General features: G+C 60.2%; 13 protein-coding genes and 1 pseudogene. 7 read left to right on the top strand and 7 right to left on the bottom strand.

Going from position 1 to position 24,063, the window contains the following annotated elements; all coding sequences use genetic code 11:
- Positions 1–17 precede the first annotated feature (17 nt).
- Complete coding sequence (locus ACP151_RS11310) at positions 18–2,408, bottom strand: methyl-accepting chemotaxis protein (protein WP_424979003.1); 2,391 nt, start codon at positions 2,406–2,408, stop codon at positions 18–20.
- A 737-nt stretch (positions 2,409–3,145) separates the two neighbouring features.
- Here ACP151_RS11310 and ACP151_RS11305 point away from each other — a divergent pair.
- On the top strand, positions 3,146–3,859 hold the full coding sequence (locus tag ACP151_RS11305) for a trypsin-like serine peptidase (protein WP_424979001.1): 714 nt from the start codon (positions 3,146–3,148) through the stop codon (positions 3,857–3,859).
- A gap of 52 nt (positions 3,860–3,911) precedes the next feature.
- Here ACP151_RS11305 and ACP151_RS11300 read toward each other — a convergent pair whose 3' ends face one another.
- The 4 genes from ACP151_RS11300 to ACP151_RS11285 all read right to left on the bottom strand — a co-directional run bounded on the left by ACP151_RS11300 (position 3,912) and on the right by ACP151_RS11285 (position 11,382).
- Positions 3,912–5,090 (bottom strand): HlyD family type I secretion periplasmic adaptor subunit, encoded by a 1,179-nt coding sequence (locus ACP151_RS11300; RefSeq protein WP_424979000.1) that lies wholly within the window; start codon positions 5,088–5,090, stop codon positions 3,912–3,914.
- Positions 5,087–7,333, bottom strand: a complete 2,247-nt coding sequence (locus tag ACP151_RS11295) for a type I secretion system permease/ATPase (RefSeq protein ID WP_424978998.1) — start codon at positions 7,331–7,333, stop codon at positions 5,087–5,089. The genes ACP151_RS11300 and ACP151_RS11295 overlap by 4 nt, the downstream gene beginning before the upstream one ends.
- A 104-nt stretch (positions 7,334–7,437) precedes the next feature.
- Positions 7,438–8,727 carry a TolC family protein gene (locus ACP151_RS11290; RefSeq protein ID WP_424978997.1) on the bottom strand — a complete coding sequence of 430 codons (1,290 nt, stop codon included), beginning with the start codon at positions 8,725–8,727 and terminating at the stop codon, positions 7,438–7,440.
- An 81-nt stretch (positions 8,728–8,808) separates the two neighbouring features.
- A complete protein-coding gene (locus tag ACP151_RS11285) occupies positions 8,809–11,382 on the bottom strand; it encodes an Ig-like domain-containing protein (RefSeq protein ID WP_424978996.1) in 2,574 nt (857 codons plus the stop codon).
- Positions 11,383–12,113: 731 nt separating this feature from the next.
- Between ACP151_RS11285 and ACP151_RS11280 the strand changes: the two genes are divergently transcribed.
- The 3 genes from ACP151_RS11280 to ACP151_RS11270 are packed head-to-tail and all read left to right on the top strand — an operon-like array spanning position 12,114 to position 16,905.
- Positions 12,114–14,048, top strand: a complete 1,935-nt coding sequence (locus ACP151_RS11280; RefSeq protein ID WP_424978995.1) for a PrkA family serine protein kinase — start codon at positions 12,114–12,116, stop codon at positions 14,046–14,048.
- An 18-nt stretch (positions 14,049–14,066) separates the two neighbouring features.
- Positions 14,067–15,404 carry a YeaH/YhbH family protein gene (locus ACP151_RS11275; protein ID WP_424978994.1) on the top strand — a complete coding sequence of 446 codons (1,338 nt, stop codon included), beginning with the start codon at positions 14,067–14,069 and terminating at the stop codon, positions 15,402–15,404.
- Positions 15,391–16,905 (top strand): SpoVR family protein, encoded by a 1,515-nt coding sequence (locus ACP151_RS11270; RefSeq protein WP_424978993.1) that lies wholly within the window; start codon positions 15,391–15,393, stop codon positions 16,903–16,905. The genes ACP151_RS11275 and ACP151_RS11270 overlap by 14 nt, the downstream gene beginning before the upstream one ends.
- Positions 16,906–16,987: 82 nt before the next feature.
- Here the strand turns inward: ACP151_RS11270 and ACP151_RS11265 are convergent, their stop codons facing one another.
- Positions 16,988–18,100 carry an S-(hydroxymethyl)glutathione dehydrogenase/class III alcohol dehydrogenase gene (locus tag ACP151_RS11265; protein WP_424979002.1) on the bottom strand — a complete coding sequence of 371 codons (1,113 nt, stop codon included), beginning with the start codon at positions 18,098–18,100 and terminating at the stop codon, positions 16,988–16,990.
- Between the two features lie 340 nt (positions 18,101–18,440).
- Here ACP151_RS11265 and ACP151_RS11260 point away from each other — a divergent pair, with 340 nt between their 5' ends.
- Together ACP151_RS11260 and cueR are read left to right on the top strand one after the other, a co-directional pair.
- The gene (locus ACP151_RS11260; RefSeq protein WP_424978992.1) at positions 18,441–20,948 is read left to right on the top strand and encodes a heavy metal translocating P-type ATPase; all 2,508 of its coding nucleotides are present in this window, start codon (positions 18,441–18,443) and stop codon (positions 20,946–20,948) included.
- Positions 20,945–21,334, top strand: coding sequence for a Cu(I)-responsive transcriptional regulator (gene cueR, locus ACP151_RS11255; RefSeq protein WP_424978991.1), 390 nt, complete (start codon positions 20,945–20,947; stop codon positions 21,332–21,334). The genes ACP151_RS11260 and cueR overlap by 4 nt, the downstream gene beginning before the upstream one ends.
- Positions 21,335–21,416: 82 nt before the next feature.
- On the opposite strand, the pseudogene ACP151_RS11250 reads toward cueR, so the two are convergent.
- Positions 21,417–21,533 (bottom strand): annotated as a pseudogene (locus ACP151_RS11250) (IS5/IS1182 family transposase); the annotation flags it as partial.
- Positions 21,534–22,241: 708 nt separating this feature from the next.
- Between ACP151_RS11250 and ACP151_RS11245 the strand changes: the two are divergent.
- Positions 22,242–23,900 (top strand): transcriptional regulator, encoded by a 1,659-nt coding sequence (locus ACP151_RS11245; protein ID WP_424978990.1) that lies wholly within the window; start codon positions 22,242–22,244, stop codon positions 23,898–23,900.
- Positions 23,901–24,063: the final 163 nt, after the last annotated feature.

Below are 24,063 nucleotides of genomic sequence, written 5' to 3'. Positions count from 1 at the left end.
GGCGCCTTCTGGATTTTTCAGAAGTCCTGCCAGAGATCGCGTGCGGCGTTGCTGCCGCTGTCGGCTGCCGCGGCGGCTGGGGCCGGGCTGGCTTCGAGATCCCAGCTGTTGTCGCCATGTGCGGAAGGGGCCGGGCTGGCGGCCGGTGCGGTCGGTGCTGCGGCAGCGGGGGCTGCCCGGCGGGCGGCAGGTGCTGCGCTGCCGGAGACCCGGAAATGTGCGACCATCTCCGCCAGTTTGCCTGCGTCGGTGTTCAGCATGTGGCCAGCCGCGGTGGCCTCTTCGACCATTGCTGCGTTCTGCTGGGTCACCTGATCCAGCTGGGTCACGCCGGTGTTGATCTCATGCAGGCCGGTCGATTGTTCGGCGGCGCCTTCGGCGATGCCAGACACCAGCTGCGAGATATGGGTGACCTGTTCGACGATGCTCTGCAGCGCCTCGCCGGCCTTGCCGACCAGATCGACGCCGCGTTCCACCTGTTTGGAACTGTCGCCGATCAGCGTCTTGATCTCCATCGCCGCGTCAGAGGACCGCTGCGCCAGGGCGCGCACCTCGCTGGCAACCACCGCAAAGCCCTTGCCGGCCTCGCCTGCCCGTGCCGCCTCGACGCCGGCGTTCAGCGCCAGCAGGTTGGTCTGGAAGGCGATGTCGTCGATCACGCTGATGATCTGGCTGATGTGGTTCGAGCTCTGCTCGATCTCGGTCATCGCCGAGACCGCGCTCTGCACCACTTCGCGGTTGTTCTCCGCCTCGGTGCGGGCCTCGGCCATGGTGGTTTCGACGCTGCGGGCGCCGTCGGCGGCGGATTTGACGCTGGCGGTCAGCTCATCCAGTGCCGCAGCTGTCTGCTCCAGCGTTGCCGCCTGGCTTTCGGTGCGGTGCGACAGGTCGTCGGAGGCCTGGCTGATCTCGGCGGCGCCATTGCGGATACTGCCGGAAGCTTCGATCACCTGCTGCACAGTGCCGCTAAGGTTGCTGACGGTGCTGTTGAAGTTCTGCCGCAGCTGCTCGTATTCTTCCGGGAAGGCAGAGGTGATCGGCTGCGAGAAATCGCCATCCGCCAGCTGCACCAGGCCGGCGCTGAGGTTTTCCACCACCTGCTGTTGCTGGCGCTGCATCTCGGCGCGCTCCTCTTCGGCGGCGCGGGCCAGCTTCAGGTCGTCCTGCATGGAGACCAGGGTCCGGCCGATCTTACCGATTTCATCGCCGCGGTTTGCCGCGTCGACCTCGATGTCGAGATCGCCCGAGGACACGGCCTCCATATCGGTGCAGATCCGGTCAATCGGTCGGGTCACAGACCGCGCGAACAGCCAGCCAAAGAGCGACACAAAACCGGCGCAGATCAGCGAAATCATGATCATGATCTGACGCTGCGCGTTCGCCGGGGCGAGAATTTCTGCTCGGTCCAGTTCTGCAACCAGCGCCCATTGCAAGTTGCGAAAGGCTACTGGCTCTGCGACGGCGGATACGATCCGGCCGCCGGGTTTTTCGATGGCGGGATAAAACGATACCGCATGGGCGGAGCCAGCCTCTGTAGAATGCTCAGGCGCAGCTGCGATTGCATCTTGAATATGAGGCAGCCGACCGACGTCGCCAAGAAGACCATGGCCGCCATCCTGCCGGGACATGGTCCGAGCCTTGAAGTCCGGTCCGACCAGATAGATGTCGAGTGTTTCAAGATCACCGCCGAACGTGGTCGTGATGCTGGAAATCTCATCAATTGCGACCTGCAGCGCAAAAACTCCGAGATAGTGCCCGTTGCTGTCCAGGATGCGGGTAGCGGCAAAGGCCGCCGGAGCGTCCGCACTTGGGGCATAGGGGGCGATGTCGGAGAAGTAGACCTGCTCTTTTTCTCCCTGGGCGGCCAGTTCAAAGGCCTCAGCCAGCCCGGTTTCCTTGTAAAGGCCGGAAATCAGATTGGTGGCATAGTCTGCTTCCTTGGTGACCGAGAAGATCACGTCCCCTTCGGGGTTGATCAGGAAAATGTCGTAAAAGCCAAGCCTTTCCATCATCGCCTGGAAGGCGGTGTGATTGCGGTCGAAGTGAATGTCATAGGGCGATGCAGCCGTAGCAAACATCGACAGGGCGCTGACCTCGGCCTGGTCGCCGCTGCTGCGGCTGCTCCAGGTTGCTCCCATGTCTTTCATAGCTTTGGCCGTTGAGGGCACGGAAGAGACCGTCAAAGTCGCGGCTTCAATGGATTTCAAATAGGATTGAAGCGCGGTTTCGCGGTCCCGGACCAGGGATTGCAGAACAATCTCGGCATCGTGAACGATGCTGCGGCGAAAGTAGCTGCTGCTGAAGGAAATCAGGACAATCGTTACGGTCAGTGCTGCGCCGACAATCAGTAGGGGAAGCTTGCGGGCAGTGCTGCGCCGACAATCAGTAGGGGAAGCTTGCGGGCCAATTTCAGGTTTTTGAACATCGATATGTTTCACTTCTGACAGAAGGCTGACGGCTTGACGCCGCGCAGAAAGCTGCGTTTGAGATGGATACAACGCCAGATTGATTTTTTATTCATTAACGCCGGGCAGGTTGGCGGCGAAAATTGTTCAATTTGATACTTTCTGTCGCCATGCAACAGCCGCCTGAGGTCAGGCACGTGCCCTGCGCAGGGCAGGCAGCCTGCGGGATTGGTTGACTGTCGCATAACTTTCTAAGCCTGGCTGGGAAGCCCATCTGAAACCCGGCGCCGCTGGGTCATGCCGGGTTGGGAGCAACCGCCAAATTTCACAGTGAGCCTTTGGGGCTGACGAGAGAGGTGAAATTAAGGTTTTGGGCGCCGAATGGGCTGAGCAGCCTGCGTGCCGTGTGCCGAGAGCACTGCTTCCTGCAGCCAGGCATGTTAACCAAACTGGCCGTTGGACGGCCGAATCGAAGCCTGTGCGGGCCGGGTTGCGCCTGTTTCAGCCGCGGAAATCTTCTTTATTGTTCGTAGGTTGGAAAAAATATTTACTGTTTGTTTACTTTTCCTGGCCAAGCCCCCGGTTTTTTTGCCATGGTTAAGCATCAATAACCGGGGGGTTAGGGAATTGTTAACGCTGCCGCATTCTGCCCACTTTTTAGTCTCAGCCCGTCGATTTTGGGTCTCATTCCGGCCGCACGCCTGAATGACGATCCCTTTCGTGGGAACCTGGAGTGGGTTATGAGACAGATTATTGCTGCAATTGCGGCGTGCCTGACCCTGGGCACGCCATTCAGCACAGCCGCGGAAGAACCCCGGCAGCGTGCTGGATCAATTCAAGGGCTGGACGCCGTCGGGCGGCTGAATATCGCGAATAAAACCATGTGCACCGGCGCATTGGTGGCGCCGCAGCTGGTGCTGACAGCTGCGCATTGCTTGTTTGATCCCCAAACGGGGGCAAGGATTGATCCGCATAGCATCCGGTTCGAGGCCGGGCTTTCCGGGCGCCGCGCGGTTGCTTTGCGGCAAGTGGTAAAGGCTGTATTGCATCCGCAGTACCAGTACCGCCCGTCCGGCACCCATCAAATTGGTAGTGACATAGCTGTTTTGCGTCTGGACCGGCCGATCAGCCGCAGCCAGATTGCTCCGCTGGTCATGGATGTGGGGGCTGAGCGCGGGGATACTCTGGACGTTCTGTCCTACACGCAGAATCACGCGACACGACCCAAACTGAATCGCTCTTGCAGCGTTCTGGCCCGCAAAAGCCGCACGTTGGTGATGTCCTGTTTGGTGGACTTCGGGGCCTCTGGTTCGCCCGTTCTGACCAGGCGCCCAGGCCAGGCGCCCCGTCTGGTTTCAGTGATATCGGCCAAGGCTGCCATGGGGCACCGTGCAGTGTCGATCGGCACAGCCCTGGATGCGACGCTCCGCGACCTGATCCGCCGGGCCGGCTGATCAGCCGGGTTCTGCCTGTCCAGGCTGATGGGCCGCTGCATGATGGCGCGGTTTACGGTTCGCGCAGGGCTTCGCGGGACTTGTACAGCGGTTTCAGCAGGTATTGCAGCACGGTTTTGGACCCGGTCTGCAGCTCTGCTGTGGCCCGCATCCCCGGGCGGATTTCAATGGATTGCTGACGTTCGTTAAACCCGGATTTGTCGACCCGCACCGTCACCCGGTAGTAGGACTCGGCACGGGGGTTGCGTTCATCTTCGAAGGTATCGGCAGAGACGAAATCGACCTTGCCGCGCAGCGAGCCGTAGATGGTATAGTCATAGGCCGACAGCTTGATCGTGGCATCCTGGCCGGGCTGTACGCTGGCGATGTCTTCGGGCTTTACGCGTGCCTCGACAAACAGCTCTTCGCCCAGCGGGATAATTTCCAGGATCTCCTCTCCGGGGCGGATAACACCGCCAATTGTCGTGACCGCAAGACTGTTCACAATCCCTGCCATCGGCGAGGTGATGATGGTGCGGTTCAACTGGTCCACCGCCAATCGCTGTTCCTGCCGCAGAGTGGTGATCTCGCGCAAGGTCTGGGCGTATTCCTCGGCCTGCTCAAGTTCAGCGTGTGTCCCGATTTCGGTGTATTTGGCGCGCGCATCGGTGGCTGACTTGCGCGCCTTGTTCACCTCTATCAGTGCCACGATCTTCTGCTTATAGAGCGTTTCCATGTTGGCGAGCTCTGCGTTCAGCTGGTTCATGATCTGCCGAGCACTGTCGCGGCGGCTGGCAAAATCTGTCTGCCGCGCGGTCAGTAGTCCGCGTTCTGAGGCGAGGATGCCGGGTGAACGCTGCGCCAGCATATCCGGCACGGCGAATTCAAAGGCGCCTTTCATCTGTGCTTCCAGCCGGTGGCGTCTGATCTCCAGCGCGTCAATCTGGTTCTGAAGCTCATCCGCAGCAGTGCGGAATTTGGTGTCCTGTAGCTTGGCCAGCATTTGGCCTGCAGTGACGATATCGCCCTGACGCACATGTAGTTCTGCCAGGATGCCGCCTTCGAGGTTCTGCACGATCTGCGCACGGGAGGACGAGACCACCTGACCTTCACCGCGCACAATCTCGTCGATGGAGGCAAAGGCAGCCCAAATCAGGAAGGTGGCAACGGCTGCCAGCGCCAGGTAGATTATGCGGCTGGCGCTGCGCGGCGTCTCGGCATTGCCATAGGGGTCGTGCAGCGCCATGCTCATTTACCCTCTCCGGCGGCCAGATGGGCCAGAACCTGATCACGCGGCCCGTCCACCACCATCCGACCTGATTGCAGGATCAGGGTTCGGTTGGTCAGGGAAAGGATCGGCATCCGGTGGGTTGCGATCACTGCGGTGCGACCTTCCAGCCAGCTTTCCAAGCGGCTCACCAAGGTGCGTTCCAGCGTTTGGTCCAAGGCCGCTGTGGGTTCATCCAGCAGCACAACAGAGGGGTTCTGCAGCCATAGCCGCGCCCAGCCGATCGACTGGCGCTGGCCGATCGACAGCCCATGGCCGCCGTCGCTGATAGCCAGATCCAGCCCTTTGTGGTGGTTGCGCACATGGGCGCCGAGCCCGGCAAATTCCAACGCCTCCATCAGCCGGTCGTCGTCGCGTTCCAGCTGGTTCAAGTTCAGGTTGTCGCGCAGAGAGCCTGCAAACAGCCGCACATCCTGGCTGAGGTAGCCGATGTTGGCGCGCAGGTCGCGTGGATCGATCTGCGCCATATCAGTGCCGTCAAGCAGAATGCGGCCCCTGTCGGGTGCGTAAAGCCCCGACAGAAGCTTAAGCAGGGTCGACTTGCCGGAGCCGTTGACGCCCAGCACTGCAATCCGCTGGCCCGGCGTGACAGCCACCGCCTGCACATCCAGCGTCGGTGCGGCATCATCTTCATACCGGAACATGATCTCGCGCAGCTCAAACCGGCCTTCGATCTTCTGGCGGCGCAGGTAGGTGCGTTCTTGTTCTTTCTCCTGCGGCGCCTGAGCAATGGCATCCAACCCTTCCAGAGCCGCTTTGACGTTGCTCCAGCGGGCCAGGGTGGCGGCAAACTGTGTCAACGGCGCCAGCGTGCGGCTGGTCAGGATGCCGGTGGCGATGATGGTACCAACAGTGAATTCACCGGCAAACACCAGCAGGGTGCCCAGTACCACGGCGGTGATATAGGTTGCCTGCTGCACGCCCTGCGACCAATAGGTAAGAGCGCTGGACAGCTTGCGCTGCTCGGTCGCGGAATGGGAGGACAGCGTGTTCAGCTCATCCCACAGCCGCAGCACCCGCTCCTCTCCGCGCTGGGTCTTCACGGTGTCCAGTTCGGTGACCACCTCATGCAGCAACCGCCCGGCCTTGGCATTGGCGCCCTGTGTCTGCCGGGTGAATGTAATCATCTTCTTCTGCATGAAGTAGGCAGGCAGCAGCATCAGAATGCCGCCCGCGATGATTACCCAGACCACGGGCCCCGCAATCGAAGCAACCAGCAGCAAAAACACGGCAATAAAGGGGATATCAGCCAGCGTCGAGATGGTCGAAGAGGTGAAAAATTCCCGGACTGATCCAAAATCGCGCATCGCTGCAAACAGGCCGGAAGGCGGCAGCGGCTTCTTGTCGGAGCGCATACCGATCAGGCGGCGCATCAGGTTGTGCTGCACCGATAGTTCGATCTGGCGTCCGGCTGAATCTGTCAGCCTTGCGCGGGCCAGTTTCAGCATCGCTTCCAGTGCAATTGCCAGGAAGGCACCGATGGCAAGCACCCATAGGGTGGCGTGCGACTGGTGTGGGACCACTCGGTCATAAACCTGCAAGGAAAACAGGGCGACGGACACCGCGAGGATGTTGGCGACCAGCGACCCCAGCATGATCTCGCCGACCTGGCGGCGGTACTTGGGGAATTCGCTCCAGAACCAGTGCCCGGGATCAATCTGCGGCGTATGTTTGGCCGCCATTTGCTTAAGTGAGGGGCGGGCGGACAGAACTGTTCCGGTGAAATATGGCGAGAACTCCGCCATCGGCACTTCAGTGCGGTTGTCCGCGCAGGACGTGTCGTAAATTGTCAGCACGTCCTCTGCCTGGCTCAGCACCAGCACGCATTGGCCGCCTGACATCACCGCCAGGGCAGGCCACAGGGCCGGAGTCAGGCTCTGTTTTTCCAGCACCTTGGGCTGCAGCCCCGTGGATTGCACAGCTTTGGCAAGCGTGTGCAGTGACAAATCGCCCGGCGTTTCCTTCCACAGGAAAGCGGCGATATCACTGACTGGCACCTCACTGCCTTTCAAGGCGGCGAGGGTGGCAATCAGGCTGGCGCGGTGCTGGATGCGCGCAGCTGCGCCTTCCAGAAGAGAGCCGACTTCAGGCTGCGCGTCCTGTGGTTTGGGGCGGTTGTCGGTTTTCGGCTTTATCTGCGCAGTCGGATCAAGAGCGGGACCGGGGGCGGAGGACGGGCCGGGGGCTGGCTCCGCGGCAGTCTGCATTCCACTTTGTGCCGTGGTTTCAGGAGGGGCTGCCGGAACGGCCCGCAGCATTGGTTTGCTGCCGGCGGCGGGCAGGGGATGCGGAGGCTTTTGCGTGGTGTCGGTCAAATCTTGTCCCCATCAGCCAGAAGCCCCAGATCGCGTGCCAGCGCCAGCTGGATCAGCACAACCTCGTATTTTGCATCGATAAAGGCCTGCTCCCGACGCACCAGTTCTTCATAGACCTGGATGACGTCCATGACCGGGCGCTGGCCCGCCTCGAACTGCTTTTGGAACAAGTCATAGGTCTCGCGGCTGCGCCGCACCAAAACCGCGGTTTCGCCCTCCTGCCGCTGATAGGAGGCGATCTGCTGCACTTGGCGGCTATAGGCGCGGCGTGCGGCTTCTTCGGCTTCGCCGACTTGGCGGGTTGCGGCCTCCTTGGAAGCTTCCAGCGCCTGAATGGCTGCAGGTGTGCCCAGACCCAGCGGTTGGCCCACGCCCAATGTGAGGCCTGCACCAGAGCCATCTGACGTCACGTTGCCAGAGGCGGCGATCTGCGGCAGCAGTCCGGCGCGGCCGGATTTGGCTTGTGCAATCGTGCGTTCGGCCTCGGCTTCTGCCCTGAGCACGGACAGGAACTGTCCCTGTCCGGGCGGTGTGCCAATGGACAGATGAGAAGGTTTCTGGCTGAAACTTTGTCCCGTCATGGCCTGCAACTCTGCACGTGCAGTGGCCGCAGCGTCCTGTGCAGTGGCGGTGGAAGTGCGGATGCCGCTGATCTTGCTGTCCACGACATTCAGGTCTGCACGGTCGGATACGCCGCCATCGACCCTGCCTTGCACAATCCGGCGGAACTCCTGCATCCGGCGCAAGGCGCGATCCCCATAGGCGGCTTTTTCGTCGCCGCGCAGCGCCGCAGCATAAAGGCCGACGGCGGTTTCCACCCGACCGTTCATGTCCTCCGACAGGCTGACGGCAGCCACTTCGACATCGGCGGCCGCAAATTCACGCTCCGCTTTGCGGCGGCCGTTGTCGAACAGCACCTGCTCAATCAGCAGGCCGGCAACCAGATCGCCCAGGTCGGTCAGGCTGACAGATGGCCCCAGGGTCGGAAACCAGTTCTTAGACGCAGCTTCGGCTCGCAGTTTGGCACTGATCAGCTCTGCTTCTGCCGCCCGCGAGGAAGCTGCGATAGCGGCGGTGGCCACCTGTCCGTAGGCGCTGTCTTCTGTCAGCAGCGAGCGGCGGTCCATCAGTGCGCTGATCACCGCAGAGGAGGTCTCTCCAGTCTGCGCGAAATTGCTGCGCGGAGCGCCTTCTGGCGCATCTCCGGCAGTGCCAAAAGGGGCGGGTGTGCAGCCCATTAGGCTGCACATCGCTGCGATGGCGCAAAGAAAGCGTCCCGGTTGCATCCTGCCCCTTGCCCTTTGCCCTTTGTTCAAGGCTTTTGATGTGTTGGGCCTGGCGGCAGTAACCGCTGCCAGGCCGGAAAATCAGATTATGGTGTTGATGTCTTCATCGACCACGACCGTAGTGCCGTCGTCACCCAGAGTGTAGACGGCGTAGGTTTCGCCATCGATGGTCTCGGTTTCACTTGTCTTGGCTGCTCCGGAAATGGTGAGCGTATCCTGCTCTCCGGCCGCGTCATCCTTGCTGCCGTGCACAACCAGCCTGTTGCTATTGCCCGACAGGCTGTTGATGTCTGCTTCGGTCAGGGTCAGGTCGGCATTATCTGCATGGATCAGATTGATTTCGCTGATGTTGAACCCGGACAGTCCCGCATGGTTTAGGTCCGCTTCATCGGCATCGCTCTGGAACGCAACCAAAGTGCCTGAGCTGTTCCCTGCTGCATCCACACGGTTTACCACCAGTTGCGAGCCGTCCGGAACATCTGCGTCGAAGTCAAACAGGGTCCTTCCGCCGCCCAGATCTGTCAGAGTTCCGCTGACCTCCGAAACGCCGCCTGTGCTGGTCAGCTCATGCACGGTGTCGCCCGCTGCGAAATCCTCGCTGAAGAAGCTGCTAACGCCGGTGCCGGAACTGATGACTTCGCCAACGTTCGGAGCGTCATAGTCGGTGTCGACGCTGAAGGCTTTACTCAGAGAGGCGGTGTTTCCGGCCGGGTCGGTCGCGGTTATTTCTGCCGTGGCTTCATAGGTGCCTTCTGGCAGGTCGCCGGCATCGAATTCCACGCTCCAGTTGCCATCGTCATCGACGGATGCAGCCCGGGTCACGCCTTCAATGGTGACATCGATCGTAGAGCCGGGTTCCACCGTGCCGGTCAGGGTCAGCCCCGCAGACTGCTCGGCGACATTCACGATGTCATCATCGGTTACGCTGTCAGCCTCGAACGGCACGACCTCAGTGTCGATGGTCAGGGTGTCGGTGATTTCCGCAGTGTTGCCGACTGTGTCCGTTGCAGTAACGATAACATCGGCTTCGTAGCTGCCTTGCGGAATGTCAGAGGCCGCGAAATCCACGCTCCAGTTGCCGTCGCTGTCCACGGTTGCAGTTTCGGTCGCATCGCCCAGCTGCACAACCACGGTTGAACCGGGCTCTACGGTTCCGGTCAGAGTGACACCGTCGCTGTGCTCGTTCTCGTTGACGACGCCATCTCCCTCGACGGTCGCTGTTTCGACTGTGAGCGGGTCGACCAGGGTATCCACATGCAGGTCCGCAGTGGCGGTCGCAGTGTTTCCTGCTTCGTCGGTCGAAGTGACGCTGATCGTTGTGTCATATTCGCCGGCAGGCAGAGATCCGGCTTCGAATTCTGCAGCCCAGTTGCCATCGGCGTCCACCGTGGCGGTCCGGGTCACGCCCTCAACGGTGACGCTGACCGACGCACCAGCCTCGCCAGTACCGGTCAGGGTAAGGCCCGCTGTGGCTTCTGCATTGTTGACGATGTCGTCACCGCCTGCCTGATCAGCGTCGATGGCCACTGAGGTGATGGTGTCTACACGGACTGTTCCAGTAGAAGTTTCTGTGTTGCCATAGGCATCGGTTGCGGTGGCGGTCACTTCTGCGTCGTATTCACCGGAACTGATTTCCGACGCGGCAAAAGCGGCGCTCCAGGTCCCTTCGTCGGTGGCCGTTACCGTACGCGTGACCCCTTGGAACGTCACCTCCACGCTGGCCCCGGCTTCAGCAGTGCCAGTCAGGGTCACCCCGTCCGCGGCCTCTGCGCCATTGATCATGTCGTCGCCGCCAGCCTGGCCGGCATCAACTGCAACCTCGGTTTCCGTGTCGATATGGAGCGTGGACGTGGCTGTTGCCGTGTCGCCGCCAGCATTTGTAGATGTCACAGTGACCGGCGCATCATATTCGCCGCCGGTAATCTCAGAGGCTTCGAAATCTGCGCTCCAGGTCCCTTCATCTGTAGCTGTGACTGTCCGGGTCACGTCCTGAAAGGTGACTTCTACAGTGGAGCCAGCCTCAGCGGTGCCAGTCAGGGTCACGCCAGAAGCGGCTTCGGTTGCACTGATGGCGTCGTCGCCGCCAGCCAGGCCGCTGTCGATAGCCACAAATGTGTTGCCGTTGTTGCCGCCACCTGTGCCGCCGCCATCGTCGTCACCTCCGCCGCCGCTGCCGGCAATTACTGCGGCTCCGACGACGCCCGCAGCAGCACCTGCCGCGCCCAGGCCGCCGAACAGCGGCGCCACGAGCGGTGCCACCACCGGTTCGATCCGGTCAACGTCCAGGAACACCATCTCGTCATAGGCGCTCCATTTGCCAGCCAGATCCAGCGGTTCATAGGTCGCAAACAGCATGCCGCTGGATTTGTCCTCCAGCACCACTTCAACGAACTGGCCTTCTTGGCTCAGGAACAGGTTTTTGCCGCCGGTTGCGCCAAAGGCGTAGTAATTCTCCAGCACCAGCTCCTGACCGTTTGCCAGAGTGATGTGCAAATTGTTGCCTTGGCGGGCGTAGCTCTCGACATCGGCAGGGCTGAGATTCAGCGAAATGTCCTTGGACTGGCCCGCATCAATGCGTGCCGGCGTGCCCTCGGAAAAATTGCCATGCTGTGTGGTGCCCGCCGTATCGCGGGTGATAAATGCGACCGTGCTCATAAATTACCGCCCATCTCACTGGAGCCGCGGCCGGAAAATCGGCCTGCAGCATATGGTTTCGTTGCCTGTGTTTCGCCTCACGACCGTCTTCTGCGGCCATTTTGAGGCCACAATGCGACAAATTTTGCCGTTCTGTCCAGTGCGTGCGGGCGTTTGGCGGGGCAAATTTCATGGCACCGTGTCTTGCTTGCCGCAGATTCATAGAGTTTTTTGACGCTGCTATGACGCTGTGTTTGCCATATCGGCGGGCACTCGAAGCGTATCCGCTGAGTGGAATAGCTCTTGTCAGCGCTGTGTTATCTGTCGGTCGCACGGGTCTGGAATGCTGCCTTTGACCGCCTTTAATACACAGGTGGTTTTTGTGGTTTTATCCCGCATATGCTGCGACGCAGCGACGTCATGCGCTGACAGTGATCGCTGTAATGTGACTACAATTTCTCGCAAAAGTTTCTGGCAATTAATTAAAAATACACCACTTTCAGATAGTAAGAAGTTCGTAATTGGTGTAAGCTCGAAAGTAAGCGATACGACGCCGATAGCCTGGAACCCGGGCGCAGGCCGCCGCCAAGAGCGGCCAACCGGACGCATAACGCCAGAAGCGGCGCCGAGCAGAAATCAGAACTCAACACTAACGCGGACATACATGCCCACGTGCTGGGCACACTCTGTCCGTGCGTGAACTAGAAACGCCAGGAGGAACGGCGCCAGTAAACCAGGAGGCTTGATTCAAAATGAAAGACATTGCCGAACTTTTTGCAGAGCAGTACGGCGAAACGCGCGAGCAGGAGATGCCGCTGCAGGAATATTTGAATGCCTGCCGTGACGATCCCAGCATGTATGCGAACGTCGCCGAGAGGATGTTGAAGGCGATTGGCGAAGAGGAGCTTGTGGACACGTCCAAGGACGCCCGGCTCGGGCCGATCTTTCAGAACAGGACAATCAAGCGCTACCGAGCCTTCCACGATTTCTTCGGCATGGAGGACACAATCGAGCGGATTGTCGGCTACTTCCGCCACGCCGCCCAGGGATTGGAGGAACGAAAGCAGATCCTTTACCTTCTTGGCCCGGTCGGCGGCGGCAAGTCTTCCTTGGCAGAGCGACTGAAGCGCCTGGTCGAAGACCAGCCGATCTACGTACTGAAAGCCGGCGATCAGATTTCGCCGATTTTTGAAAGCCCGCTTGGCCTGTTCGACCCGGTCCGCATGGGTAAAATTCTCCAAGAGGAATACGGCATTGCCCAGCACCGGCTGCCGGGGCTGATGTCACCCTGGGCGGTGCAGCGGCTGGACGAATTTGACGGAGATATCAACAAGTTCACGGTTGTTCGCCTGTATCCGTCACGCCTGCGCCGTATCTGTGTGGCTAAGGTCGAACCCGGCGATGAGAACAACCAGGACATCTCGACCCTCGTGGGCAAGGTCGACATCCGTCAGCTGGAGCATTTCAGCCAGGACAACCCGGATGCCTACAGTTTCTCCGGCGGGCTGAACCGGGCAACGCAAGGGGTGCTTGAATTCGTCGAGATGTTCAAGGCGCCGATCAAGATGCTACACCCGTTGCTGACGGCGACGCAGGAAGGCAACTATATGGGCACCGAAAGCTTTGGTGCGATCCCCTTCAACGGCCTGATCCTGGCGCATTCGAACGAAAGCGAATGGCAGAGCTTCAAGAACAACAAAAACAACGAGGCCTTTATCGACCGGGTGTCGATCGTCAAAGTGCCCTATTGCCTGCGGGTTTCGGATGAAACTTCGATCTATGAAAAGCTGATTGAATACAGCGAATTGCGGGATGCCCCCTGTGCGCCTGAGACAATGAAGATCCTCAGCCGCTTCTCGGTTCTGACGCGTCTGAAGCCGCATGAAAACTCGAACCTCTATTCCAAGATGCGGGTTTACGATGGTGAAAGCCTGAAGGACACCGACCCCAAGGCCAAGACGGTGCAGGAATACCAGGACCGTGCTGGTGTGGACGAAGGCATGAACGGCATTTCCACCCGCTTTGCCTTCAAGGTGCTCTCTACCACTTTCAACTTCGACACCAACGAGGTGGCGGCGGACCCGGTGCATCTGATGTATGTGCTGGAACAGATGATCAAACGCGAGCAGTTCCCGCAGGAGACGGAGCAGAAGTATCTTGAGTTCATCAAGACCGAACTGGCGCCGCGCTATGAGGAGTTCATCGGCAACGAAATCCAGAAGGCGTACCTCGAAAGTTATACCGAATACGGCCAGAACGTTTTTGACCGCTACATCTCCTATGCTGACGCCTGGATCGAAGAGCAGGATTACAAGGACCCCGATACCGGCCAATTGTACAACCGCGAAGTTCTGGACGCTGAGCTTTCCAAGATCGAAAAGCCGGTGGGCATCGCAAATCCCAAGGATTTCCGCAACGAGGTTGTCAAATTTGCCCTGCGCCATCGGGCCAATACCGGCAAGAACCCGGCCTGGAACTCTTATGAGAAACTGCGCGATGTGATCGAAAAGCACATGTTCAGCCAGGTCGAAGAATTGCTGCCGGTGATCTCCTTCGGGTCCAAGAAGGACAGCAAGACCGAAGGCAAGCACCAGGAGTTCGTCGAGCGTATGCGTGGCCACGGCTATACCGACCGTCAGGTGCGGCGTCTGGTTGAATGGTACATGCGTGTCAACAAGGCGGGCTAAAGAGGAGCGCTGTGCAATATGCATCATTTCATCGACAGGCGCGCCAATCCAAAGGGCAAAAGTCTCGGGAACCGGCAACGGTTCCTGCGGCGGGCCCGGGAGAACATTAAGGAGCGTGTTGACCAGTCGGTCCGGAGCAAGTCGATCCAGGGCAGCAGCGGTCTCCCGGACGAAGGCGAACAGGTCACTATTCCAACACGGGGGCTGAAAGAGCCGCGGTTCTTTCATTCTTCCAAGGGCGGCCTGCGCCGCCATGTACTGCCCGGCAACAAGGAATTTGTTGTCGGCGACACGATCAAACGGCCGCAGGGCGGCGCCGGAGAAAGCGGCCGCCAGGCCTCTGAGGACGGGGACGGGGAGGATGAATTTTCCTTTACCCTGACGCAGGAAGAATATCTGGAGATCCTGTTTGAAGGGCTGGAGCTGCCGGATCTGGTGGAAAAAGCCACGGTGGAGACAGAGACCATTGGAACCCGCCGCGCAGGCCTGACCACGGCAGGGACGCCGAATAATCTCAATCTGGTGCGCACCATGCGCAACTCACTGGGGCGGCGTATTGCCTTGCAGCGCCCGACGACCAAATCCCAGCGCGAGCTGGAGGACCAGATCGCTGAACTGGAGGCGCTGGAGGAGCGCACCCCGTCACAGGAGGAGGTTCTGGAGACGTTGCGCAAAAGGCTTGAGGGCATCACCCGCAAGCGCAAGGTCGTCGGTTACATCGACCCGCTGGACTTGCGCTATGACACTTTCGTGCCGGAAAAGATCCGCAACTCCCGCGCCGTGGTGTTCTGTCTGATGGACGTCTCCGGCTCCATGCAGGAACGCGAGAAGGATCTGGCCAAACGCTTCTTCCTTTTGCTGCATCTGTTCCTAGAGCGCTGCTATGAACACACTGAACTGGTGTTCGTGCGCCATACCCATCACGCTCAGGAAGTCGATGAGGATACGTTCTTCTATGCCCGTGAAACCGGCGGCACCATTGTGTCTACCGCACTGGAGAAGATGAAGGAGATCATCGAGGAACGCTATCCGCCGGATGAGTGGAACATCTACGGCGCCCAGGCCTCCGACGGTGAAAACTTTGGCAATGACTCGGTGCGCTGCAAGAATCTGCTGCTGAACGACCTGCTGCCGGTCTGCCAGTTCTATGCTTACCTGGAGATTGTGGACGAGGCGGCGGAAATGCTGCTCACCAACCCTGAAGCAGGCGAAGACCTGTGGCAGAATTTCCGTGAGGTGAAAGCGCAGGCCCAGCATTTTGAAATGCAACGGGTTTCGCTGCCGGGCCATATCTATCCGATTTTCCGGGAGTTTTTTCTCCCCAAGGTGAAAGGATTGCAGCATGCAGGCAGCTGAAAAGGCGCGCGAACCGCTGTTTGACGGGCCGGAGTGGACCTTTGAGCTGATGGGAAAGGCGCGCGACGCGATCGAAGAGATCGCGCTGGGCGACCTTGGGCTGGATGTGTATCCTAACCAGATCGAGATCATCTCAGCCGAGCAGATGCTCGACGCTTACTCCTGTGTCGGCCTGCCGCTGATGTATCAGCATTGGTCTTTCGGCAAACACTTCGCCCGCGATGATGCGCTTTATCGCACCGGTCGCCAGGGGCTGGCCTATGAGATCGTGATCAATTCCAACCCCTGCATCAGTTACAACATGGAAGAAAACACCATGGCGATGCAGACCCTGGTGATGGCGCATGCGGCCTTCGGACACAATCATTTCTTCAAGAACAACTACTTGTTCCGGCAATGGACCGACGCTGACGGCATTCACGACTATCTGGCCTTTGCCAAGAACTATATCGCGGCCTGCGAAGAACGGTATGGCCCGTTGGCTGTCGAAGAGGTGCTGGATGCGGCCCATGCGATGCAGTCTCAGGGCGTGTTCCGTTACGGCCGACCGCCCAAACCCACCAATGAGGAACTGGTGGCAATGCAGAAAGTGCGCGAGGGATATGAAAGCAGCCAGAGCGTGCTGGACATCTGGACCGATTCCACGTTGCGCCGGGACAAGCTGGAACTGGTCGAGGACACCGATTTCAGCGCGCGCCGAAAGATGATGAACCTGCCGCAGGAGAACATTCTGTATTTCCTGGAAAAACACAGCCCGGTGCTGGAACCCTGGCAGTGTGAGATCTTGCGCATCGTGCGTATGCTGGCGCAGTATTTTTATCCGCAGAAACAGACCAAGGTGATGAACGAGGGCTGCGCGACCTTTGTGCATTACTACATCATCAACAAATTGTATGAGCAGGGCCAGATCACCCAAGGCGCCTATATGGAGATGCTGCACAGCCATACCAATGTGGTGATGCAGCCGGAATATGATGATCCACGCTACTCCGGCATCAACCCTTATGCGCTGGGCTTTGCGATGATGCAGGATATCCGCCGGATTTGCCAGGAGCCGACAGAGGAGGATCGGGAGTGGTTCCCGGATTTTGCCGGCAACCCTGATTGGCGCGGGGTGCTGCGCGATGCCTGGGCCAATTACCGCGATGAAAGCTTCATCCAGCAGTTCTTGTCACCGCATCTGATCCGCAAATTCAAGCTGTTCACCCTGACCAATGATGCTGAGCTGCCGAACCTTGTGGTCAGCCAGATCCACAATCGGGCCGGCTACAAGGCGATCCGCCGTGATCTGGCGAAACAGTATGACCTTGCGTATCTGGAGGCGGACATTCAGGTGACCGACGCCGACTTGCGCGGCGACCGGGAGCTGAAGCTGACCCATACCGTGCGCGATGGCATTCATCTGGATGAAGATGACCAGGAGGAGGTGCTGAAACACCTTAGACGCCTCTGGGGTTATGGTGTTCGCTTGGACGCTGTGGAAGCCACCACCGAAACCTGATGGCAGGCTTGTCCTGCTGTTCTCTCAAATAGAAAACGCAGGCCCAATGGCCTGCGTTTTCCTGTTTCACATGAATCCGGTATCAGAACTCAACCACAGCCCGGATCGACTTGCCTTCGTGCATCAGTTCGAAACCTTCGTTGATCTGGTCCAGTGTCAGCTTGTGAGTGATCATCGGGTCGATCTCGATCTTGCCGTTCATGTACCAGTCGACGATCTTGGGCACGTCGGTGCGGCCCGATGCGCCGCCAAAAGCAGTGCCACGCCAGCTGCGACCGGTGACCAGCTGGAACGGACGGGTCGAGATTTCGGCACCGGCAGGCGCTACGCCGATGATGATCGATTCACCCCAGCCCTTGTGGGCGCATTCCAACGCGGTGCGCATCACATTGACGTTGCCGGTTGCGTCAAAGGTGTAATCCGCGCCGCCGCCGGTCAGTTCCACCAGATGTGCCACCAGATCGCCTTCGACCTCAGCCGGGTTGACGAAATCGGTCATGCCGAAATGCTTAGCCATTTCCACTTTGCCGGGGTTCAGGTCAACGCCGACGATCTGGTCGGCGCCGGCCAGCCGCAGGCCCTGGATCACGTTCAACCCGATGCCGCCGAGGCCAAAGACCACCGCGCGGGAACCGATTTCCACCTTGGCGGTGTTGATCACAGCACCGATGCCGGTGGTGACGCCGCAGCCGATGTAGCAGATTTTGTCAAAGGGCGCGTCTTCGCGGATTTTGGCCAGCGCGATTTCCGGCACCACGGTGTGATTGGCGAAGGTGGAGCAGCCCATGTAGTGGTGGATCGGGGTGCCGTCCTGCATCGAGAACCGGGTGCTGCCATCGGGCAGCAGGCCCTGGCCCTGGGTGGAGCGGATTGCCTGGCACAGGTTGGTCTTGGGGTTCAGGCAGTAGTCGCATTCGCGGCATTCCGGCGTGTAAAGCGGAATGACATGGTCGCCCGGCTTCAGGCTGGTGACGCCTTCGCCGACCTCAATCACAACGCCCGCGCCCTCGTGGCCGAGGATCGCCGGAAAGATACCCTCAGGGTCGTCGCCAGAGCGGGTGAACTCATCGGTGTGGCATAGGCCGGTCGCCTTGATTTCCACCAGAACCTCGCCCGCTTTTGGGCCTTCCAGGTTCACTTCCATGATTTCCAGCGGTTTGCCGGGGGCAACCGCAACGGCAGCGCGGGTCTTGATCATGTGTTTGGTCCTTCGTCGTTATTCGCCGGGTCATGCCCGGGGTGAATTCCTTGCCAGCGGCGATGCCGTTTCTGGTCCGGTTCAGCGTTACATTTGCGGGCCACTGCACGCAAGCATTGCCTCGGCATCCTAACAGGGAAGATGTGCCGGGCTTTACTCCGGATGCGACAGCCGACTGGCAGTCCGCGCCATTCCCGAATTTGGAAAAGCTCTCCCTTACAGGGGCTTGCCTGTGGGCTTTCTGTTTTGGGAAGGTTTTTGGCCGCTGCCTCTTGACCTTCCCCTGACTGGAACCCTCATATCTCCTGTCAAAGTACCAAATTCCGGCGGTTTCCCGATGCCAGACACAACCCGTTACGCCTTACAAATCACCGGTCTCAGCTGTGCGGGCTGCGCTGGTCGGGCCGAACGCGCATTGACGGGGGTTGAAGGGGTGCTGGGCGCGTCGGTAAATCTGGCCCATGCCACGGCCCGGGTGGAAGCAGTGGCAACGGTGCCGCTGGCGGATTTGACCCGCGCCCTGACTGCCGCGGGCTATCCGGCAGCGGAATCGGAGGCTGCATTGCTGATCAGCGGAATGACCTGCGCGTCCTGCATCGGCCGGGCTGAGCGGGCTTTGCTGGCGGTGCCGGGGGTGCTTGGGGCACAGGTCAACCTGGCCAATGAAACTGCACAGGTCCGCTACCTGACAGGCATGGTCCGCGCCGCGGACCTGGCCCGCGCAGTGACGAAGGCAGGCTATCCCGCCCGCCTTAGCGGCCCGGCAGAGGACGAAGCAGAGCAAGCCAGTCGACGCAATGCGGAGGCTGTTTTCGCGCTGGGCCGTCAGGTTCTGATTGCCGCACTGCTGACCCTCCCGGTGTTCCTGATTGAGATGGGCGGCCATGTAATCCCGGCGTTGCATCACTGGGTGATGGAAAACATCGGTATAAAAAACAGTAATTTACTGCAATTTGTGCTGACTTTTGCGGTGCTGGCGGGGCCGGGGCGGCAGTTTTACACCAAAGGGTTCCCGGCATTGTTCCGGGGTGCCCCCGACATGAATGCGCTGGTGGCCTTGGGAACCTCAGCGGCCTTTGGATTTTCCATGATCTCCACATTTGCGCCCGGCCTGCTGCCTGCCGGCACCGCCAATGTCTACTATGAGGCAGCCGCAGTGATTGTCGCGCTGATCCTCACCGGGCGCTTCCTGGAGGCCCGTGCCAAAGGCCGCACCGGTGCTGCGATCCGCAAGCTGGTGGGACTACAGCCGAAAACCGCCATGGTGGTCTTGGCCGGTGATCCGATTGAAACCCTGGTCGAGGAGATTGGCGTTGGCGATCTGATCCGGGTCCGCCCAGGCGAACGAATTGCAGTGGATGGCGAGATCAGTTCCGGCAGTTCCTACATTGACGAAAGCATGATTTCTGGCGAACCGGTTCCGGTTGCCAAATCCCACGGCGATGAAGTGACGGCAGGCACCATAAACGGTAACGCCGCGCTGGAATTCCGCGCAACCCGTGTGGGGCGCGATACTGTGCTGGCACAGATCATCCGCATGGTGGAACAGGCGCAGGGCGCCAAGCTGCCGGTGCAGGGGCTGGTCGACCGTATCACCCTGTGGTTCGTGCCGGCGGTGATGGCTGCTGCGGCGCTGACAGTGCTGGCCTGGTCGGTGTTCGGCCCGGCGCCGTCGCTGCCCTTGGCCCTGGTGGCTGGGGTCTCTGTGCTGATCATTGCCTGCCCCTGCGCCATGGGGCTGGCAACACCGACCTCGATCATGGTTGGCATTGGCCGTGCCGCGCAGATGGGGGTGCTGTTTCGCAAGGGCGACGCGCTGCAGCGTCTGCAGGAGGTGCGCGTGGTGGCACTCGACAAGACCGGCACCCTGACCGAAGGCCGCCCGGCGCTGACCGAGCTGATCTGCGCTGAGGGCTTCACCCGTGAAGAGGTGCTGCGCCTGACGGGGGCCGCCGAGGCGCAGTCCGAACACCCTGTCGCCCGCGCCATCACGGCTGCAGCAGGCAAGGGGCTGGCCAAGGCTGAGGCCTTTGAGGCCATTCCCGGCTATGGCCTGCGGGCAGAGGTCGAGGGCCGCACGGTGCTGGCCGGTGCGGCCCGTCTGATGGCACGCGAAGGCATCACGCTTGGTCCGCTGGAGACAGAGGGGCAAAGGCTGGCTGAGCGCGGTGAAACCCCGCTTTTTGCTGCCATTGACGGTACGGCGGCGGCGGTGATGGCGGTGGCAGATCCGGTCAAGCCCGGCACTCCGGCTGCGATCAAGGCGTTCCATGATCAGGGATTGAAGGTGGCGATGATCACCGGCGATGCAGCAGCCACAGCACAGACAATTGCCGCGCGCCTTGGCATTGATGCGGTCAAGGCTGAATGCCTGCCTGCAGACAAGGTCACAGCCCTTCAGGAGTTGCAGACGGAACATGGTGCGCTGGCTTATGTCGGCGATGGTATCAACGACGCGCCGGCCTTGGCCGCAGCGGATGCGGGCATCGCCATCGGCACCGGCACCGATGTGGCCATTGAGGCAGCAGATGTGGTGCTGGTCTCCGGCGATCTGCGCGGTGTGGTCAACGCGCTGACTGTCAGCCGTGCCACCATGCGCAACATTCGCCAGAACCTGGGCTGGGCTTTTGGCTACAATGTGCTTTTGCTGCCGGTGGCGGCAGGCGTGCTTTATCCTTTCGGCGGGCCGCTCCTGTCGCCCGCGCTGGCGGCCGGCGTAATGGCACTGTCGAGCGTTTTTGTACTGTCGAACGCGCTGCGTTTGCGCAGGCTGAAACCTGCAATAGATGAAGAGCGGGCCGCACCGGTACCCGAGACAGGCGGCAAACAGGAGGTGCGTGCATGAATATCGGGGATGTTTCCAGTCGCTCGGGCCTGCCTGCCAAGACGATCCGCTATTACGAGGACATCGGCCTGATCAAGCCGCATCGCAGCGCCAACGGCTACCGCTGCTTTGCCGAGACTGACCTGCACAAGCTGGCCTTTCTCGGCCGCGCCCGGGCGCTGGGGTTCACCATCGAGGATTGCCGCACCCTGATGGCGCTTTATGAGGATGAAAGCCGCGCCAGTGCTGATGTAAAACAATTGGCACAGGAGCATCTGGCCAAGATCCAAGCCAAGATTGCCGACCTGCAGGCAATGCGGGACACATTGGATGAACTGGTCAAGGGCTGCGCGGGCGACAGCCGCCCGGATTGCCCGATACTGAAGGATTTGTCAGGCAAGCGGTGATCCGCAGAGGGCCATGGCATCCGCACCCGTGACTGCGCTGGTAGGGGGCTTGTTGCACACTTCGGCGGTGAGAGCCGGTTTACCTGCACCAGAGTGCCCGTCCAGGATATTTGCAGGCTCGCACAGCTTCGTTTCGCGCGTTAGCTCCCGTGGTGGTTGGCTTCCAAAGTTGGGCATTCTGACGCGGCGGGATGATGGCGACGCGCAACGTTTTCTGGCGGCGACACAGAATTCTGAAGTCCAGTATGTTTCAGTCAAAGCCTGCCAACTGCAACACGCTTTGGACGAGCCTGCCTCGCCATGGTTTCTCGGACCGGTGGCGTTCCCATGGCTCGATCTGGCGAAGTATCGTAAGCGTGAGACAAACTTGGATTGCCGCGTCGCTGAACGCGCGCTGCCTGGGTGCCCTGTTGTATGAAGTCCGGTTTCTGGTCTTTGTACGTCTTAGGGGAGCAACGGCTCATGCGTTGTTGCCACCCCACTGGTTTCAAACAGGGAAACTCTCACGCCGTTGGGGCGGCAAAACCCATTGCTCTGGCTGCCGCCGCTACCGTTTGGCTCTGAAATTCAATGAGACTGGAGCCTACGTCCAGAGGGGAAGGGGGCGTCAGGCCGCAAGAGGGAGTTCTGCAACAACGCCCCTTTGATGCGCGCTTTGCGTGTTTATTCAACGCGTTCATGTCGAAAAGGAGCGGAGGGAGCAGTCGAAAACAATCAATCTCCCTAAGAGGGGCGTGTGGTAATATTATTAATTTACAGTACATTATGAGGATTGCCCGCACAGTCTTTGCTGATTGTGGGTGTGCAGATAGTATGTTTAGCAATCAATGATTGCAAAACAACCTAAAGATGTTCAACATGACGGTGCTTTAATATTGAATGTATCACGCGTTAAGTGGGGGTGCGGATGACCGTCCTTTTGAATATTCGCCGGTTTGGTGCTTTTGGTGTCTTCCATGCGGATGGAGCCTGTCTCCAGCTTGGCGCCAAGCATCAAGCTCTCTTGGCTTTGCTGACCACCGCCGAAGGCGGGATCCGGACACGGGCCTTTTTGGAAAAGACGCTGTGGTGCCTGGCGCAGCCGGAACAGGCCAAAGCCAGCCTGCGCACTGCTTTGTCAACATTGCGTCGGCATTTGGGGCCAGAGGCCGCCCGGCTCCTTTATGCCAACCGGGAGCGGGTCATTCTGGACCTGGATCGGGTTGCGCTGGACAGCCGTACCGGCAATGCCGAGTTCATGGAGGGGTTTGAGCTGCCGCATGAGGCGGTGTTCAACGTTTGGCTGGAAGAGACAAGGGCAGAGTGCTCACTAAGGCCAGCAGCCCCGGCAGCACGGATCGGCGCACCGCCGGGCCGGGTAGTTTTGGACGGGTTGCTGCCCTCCATTGCGGTGCTGCCCTTTGCACACCGATCGCCAGGAGAGGCCACCGCGCCGCTGGGGTCGCTGGTCTCAGAGGAGCTGTCGCGCTGCCTGTCCCGCAGCTGGGCGTTCTCCGTCACCTCTTATTTGGCTTCCCGCCAATTCAACCCCGGCACTGTGCGGCCTGCGGATGTCTCTGTGGTGGCGGGGGCAGATTACCTGGTGTCAGGCGCCGTAACCTGCAGTGGCAGTGGCTTTCATGCTGAGATCGACTTGCATGACGCGGTGCGGGAAAAAGTGATCTGGTCGCGCCGCTTTGAAGGTTCGATGGACAAGCTAATGCAAGGCCGCAGCGCAGTTCTGCGCGATGCAACCCTGCAGATTGGCCAGACCGCCGCAGGAGAAGCGGTGCGGCTGGCGGATTTCAAGCCGCTGCGGGAGCTGGAAAGCCACACCTTACTGATGGCGGCCATATCCCTGATGCAGGAAATGAGCCTGCAGAAGTTCCAGCAGGCTAACAGCATTCTCGCCCATTTGCTTGAGCGCGAGCCCGGCCATGCGCTGCCGCTGACTTGGATGGGGTTCTGGAATGTGATGCGGGTCGAACGCGGTTTGTCCAGCAACCGAGTGGAGGACTGTCGCCTTGCCAGCCAGCTGGCGGATGCGGCAATCGATGCGGCTCCGGGATTTTCGCTGGCGCATACGCTCAAAGGGCTGATCTGCAGCCATCTCACCTTCCGCTTCGATCAGGCGCTGGATGCTTATGACCTGGCGCTGCGCGACAACCCGAATGAGGCGCTGGCGCTGCTGCTCAAAGGGGCGACGCTGGCCTATCAGGATATGGCTGACGAAGCGGTGCAGATGACCGATGCTGCCCGTCGGCTGACGCCGTTGGGGCCGCAGTGTTACTATTTCGATGCGCTCTCGGCGCTGGCCAACCTGTCGGCGCGCAATTTTGGCCGCGCTATTGAACTCTCGGACCGCTCGCTGCAGGCCAAGGGCGCCTTCCCGGTTCCGCTGCGCTCCAAGGCGATCGCCCAGCAGATGTCGGGCCAGAACGCAGAGGCCCGCAGCACTGTGCAAGAGCTGCTGGAAGCGGCACCGGAATTCAGCCTGTCGCAGTTCCAGCGCGACAATCCGGCTGCAATGAGCCCTGCTGGTCAGGAGTGGGCCAGCGCCCTGCGGCAGGCCGGAGTGCCGGAGTAAGGCGGGCTTCGGCCGGTCCTGGTCGGCCGTCGCGGCCTTAGGCGGCGGCACGGTCTCCGCAATAGGATTACTAAAATGCGCAGGAATATTTGCGCCATTCTCACCCTTTCTTTACGTCTTGCCCCCTTCTTTAGAGCAGAAGCAGGCCGCTGCGCTGTGTGCC

Origin of the sequence: Leisingera sp. S232, from assembly GCF_049800895.1 — a bacterium.
GTDB lineage: Bacteria > Pseudomonadota > Alphaproteobacteria > Rhodobacterales > Rhodobacteraceae > Leisingera.
The sequence above is the reverse complement of the archived record's forward strand: the minus strand, read 5'-3'. Positions and strand labels throughout refer to the sequence as shown.

Excerpts from the sequence above, each read along its gene's own strand:
- ACP151_RS11305 (WP_424979001.1), top strand. The coding sequence starts at position 3,146 with ATGAGACAGATTATTGCTGCAATTGCGGCGTGCCTGACCCTGGGCACG.
- ACP151_RS11300 (WP_424979000.1), bottom strand. The coding sequence starts at position 5,090 with ATGAGCATGGCGCTGCACGACCCCTATGGCAATGCCGAGACGCCGCGC.
- ACP151_RS11295 (WP_424978998.1), bottom strand. The coding sequence starts at position 7,333 with ATGCAGACTGCCGCGGAGCCAGCCCCCGGCCCGTCCTCCGCCCCCGGT.
- ACP151_RS11290 (WP_424978997.1), bottom strand. The coding sequence starts at position 8,727 with ATGCAACCGGGACGCTTTCTTTGCGCCATCGCAGCGATGTGCAGCCTA.
- ACP151_RS11285 (WP_424978996.1), bottom strand. The coding sequence starts at position 11,382 with ATGAGCACGGTCGCATTTATCACCCGCGATACGGCGGGCACCACACAG.
- ACP151_RS11280 (WP_424978995.1), top strand. The coding sequence starts at position 12,114 with ATGAAAGACATTGCCGAACTTTTTGCAGAGCAGTACGGCGAAACGCGC.
- ACP151_RS11275 (WP_424978994.1), top strand. The coding sequence starts at position 14,067 with ATGCATCATTTCATCGACAGGCGCGCCAATCCAAAGGGCAAAAGTCTC.
- ACP151_RS11270 (WP_424978993.1), top strand. The coding sequence starts at position 15,391 with ATGCAGGCAGCTGAAAAGGCGCGCGAACCGCTGTTTGACGGGCCGGAG.
- ACP151_RS11260 (WP_424978992.1), top strand. The coding sequence starts at position 18,441 with ATGCCAGACACAACCCGTTACGCCTTACAAATCACCGGTCTCAGCTGT.
- cueR (WP_424978991.1), top strand. The coding sequence starts at position 20,945 with ATGAATATCGGGGATGTTTCCAGTCGCTCGGGCCTGCCTGCCAAGACG.
- ACP151_RS11245 (WP_424978990.1), top strand. The coding sequence starts at position 22,242 with ATGACCGTCCTTTTGAATATTCGCCGGTTTGGTGCTTTTGGTGTCTTC.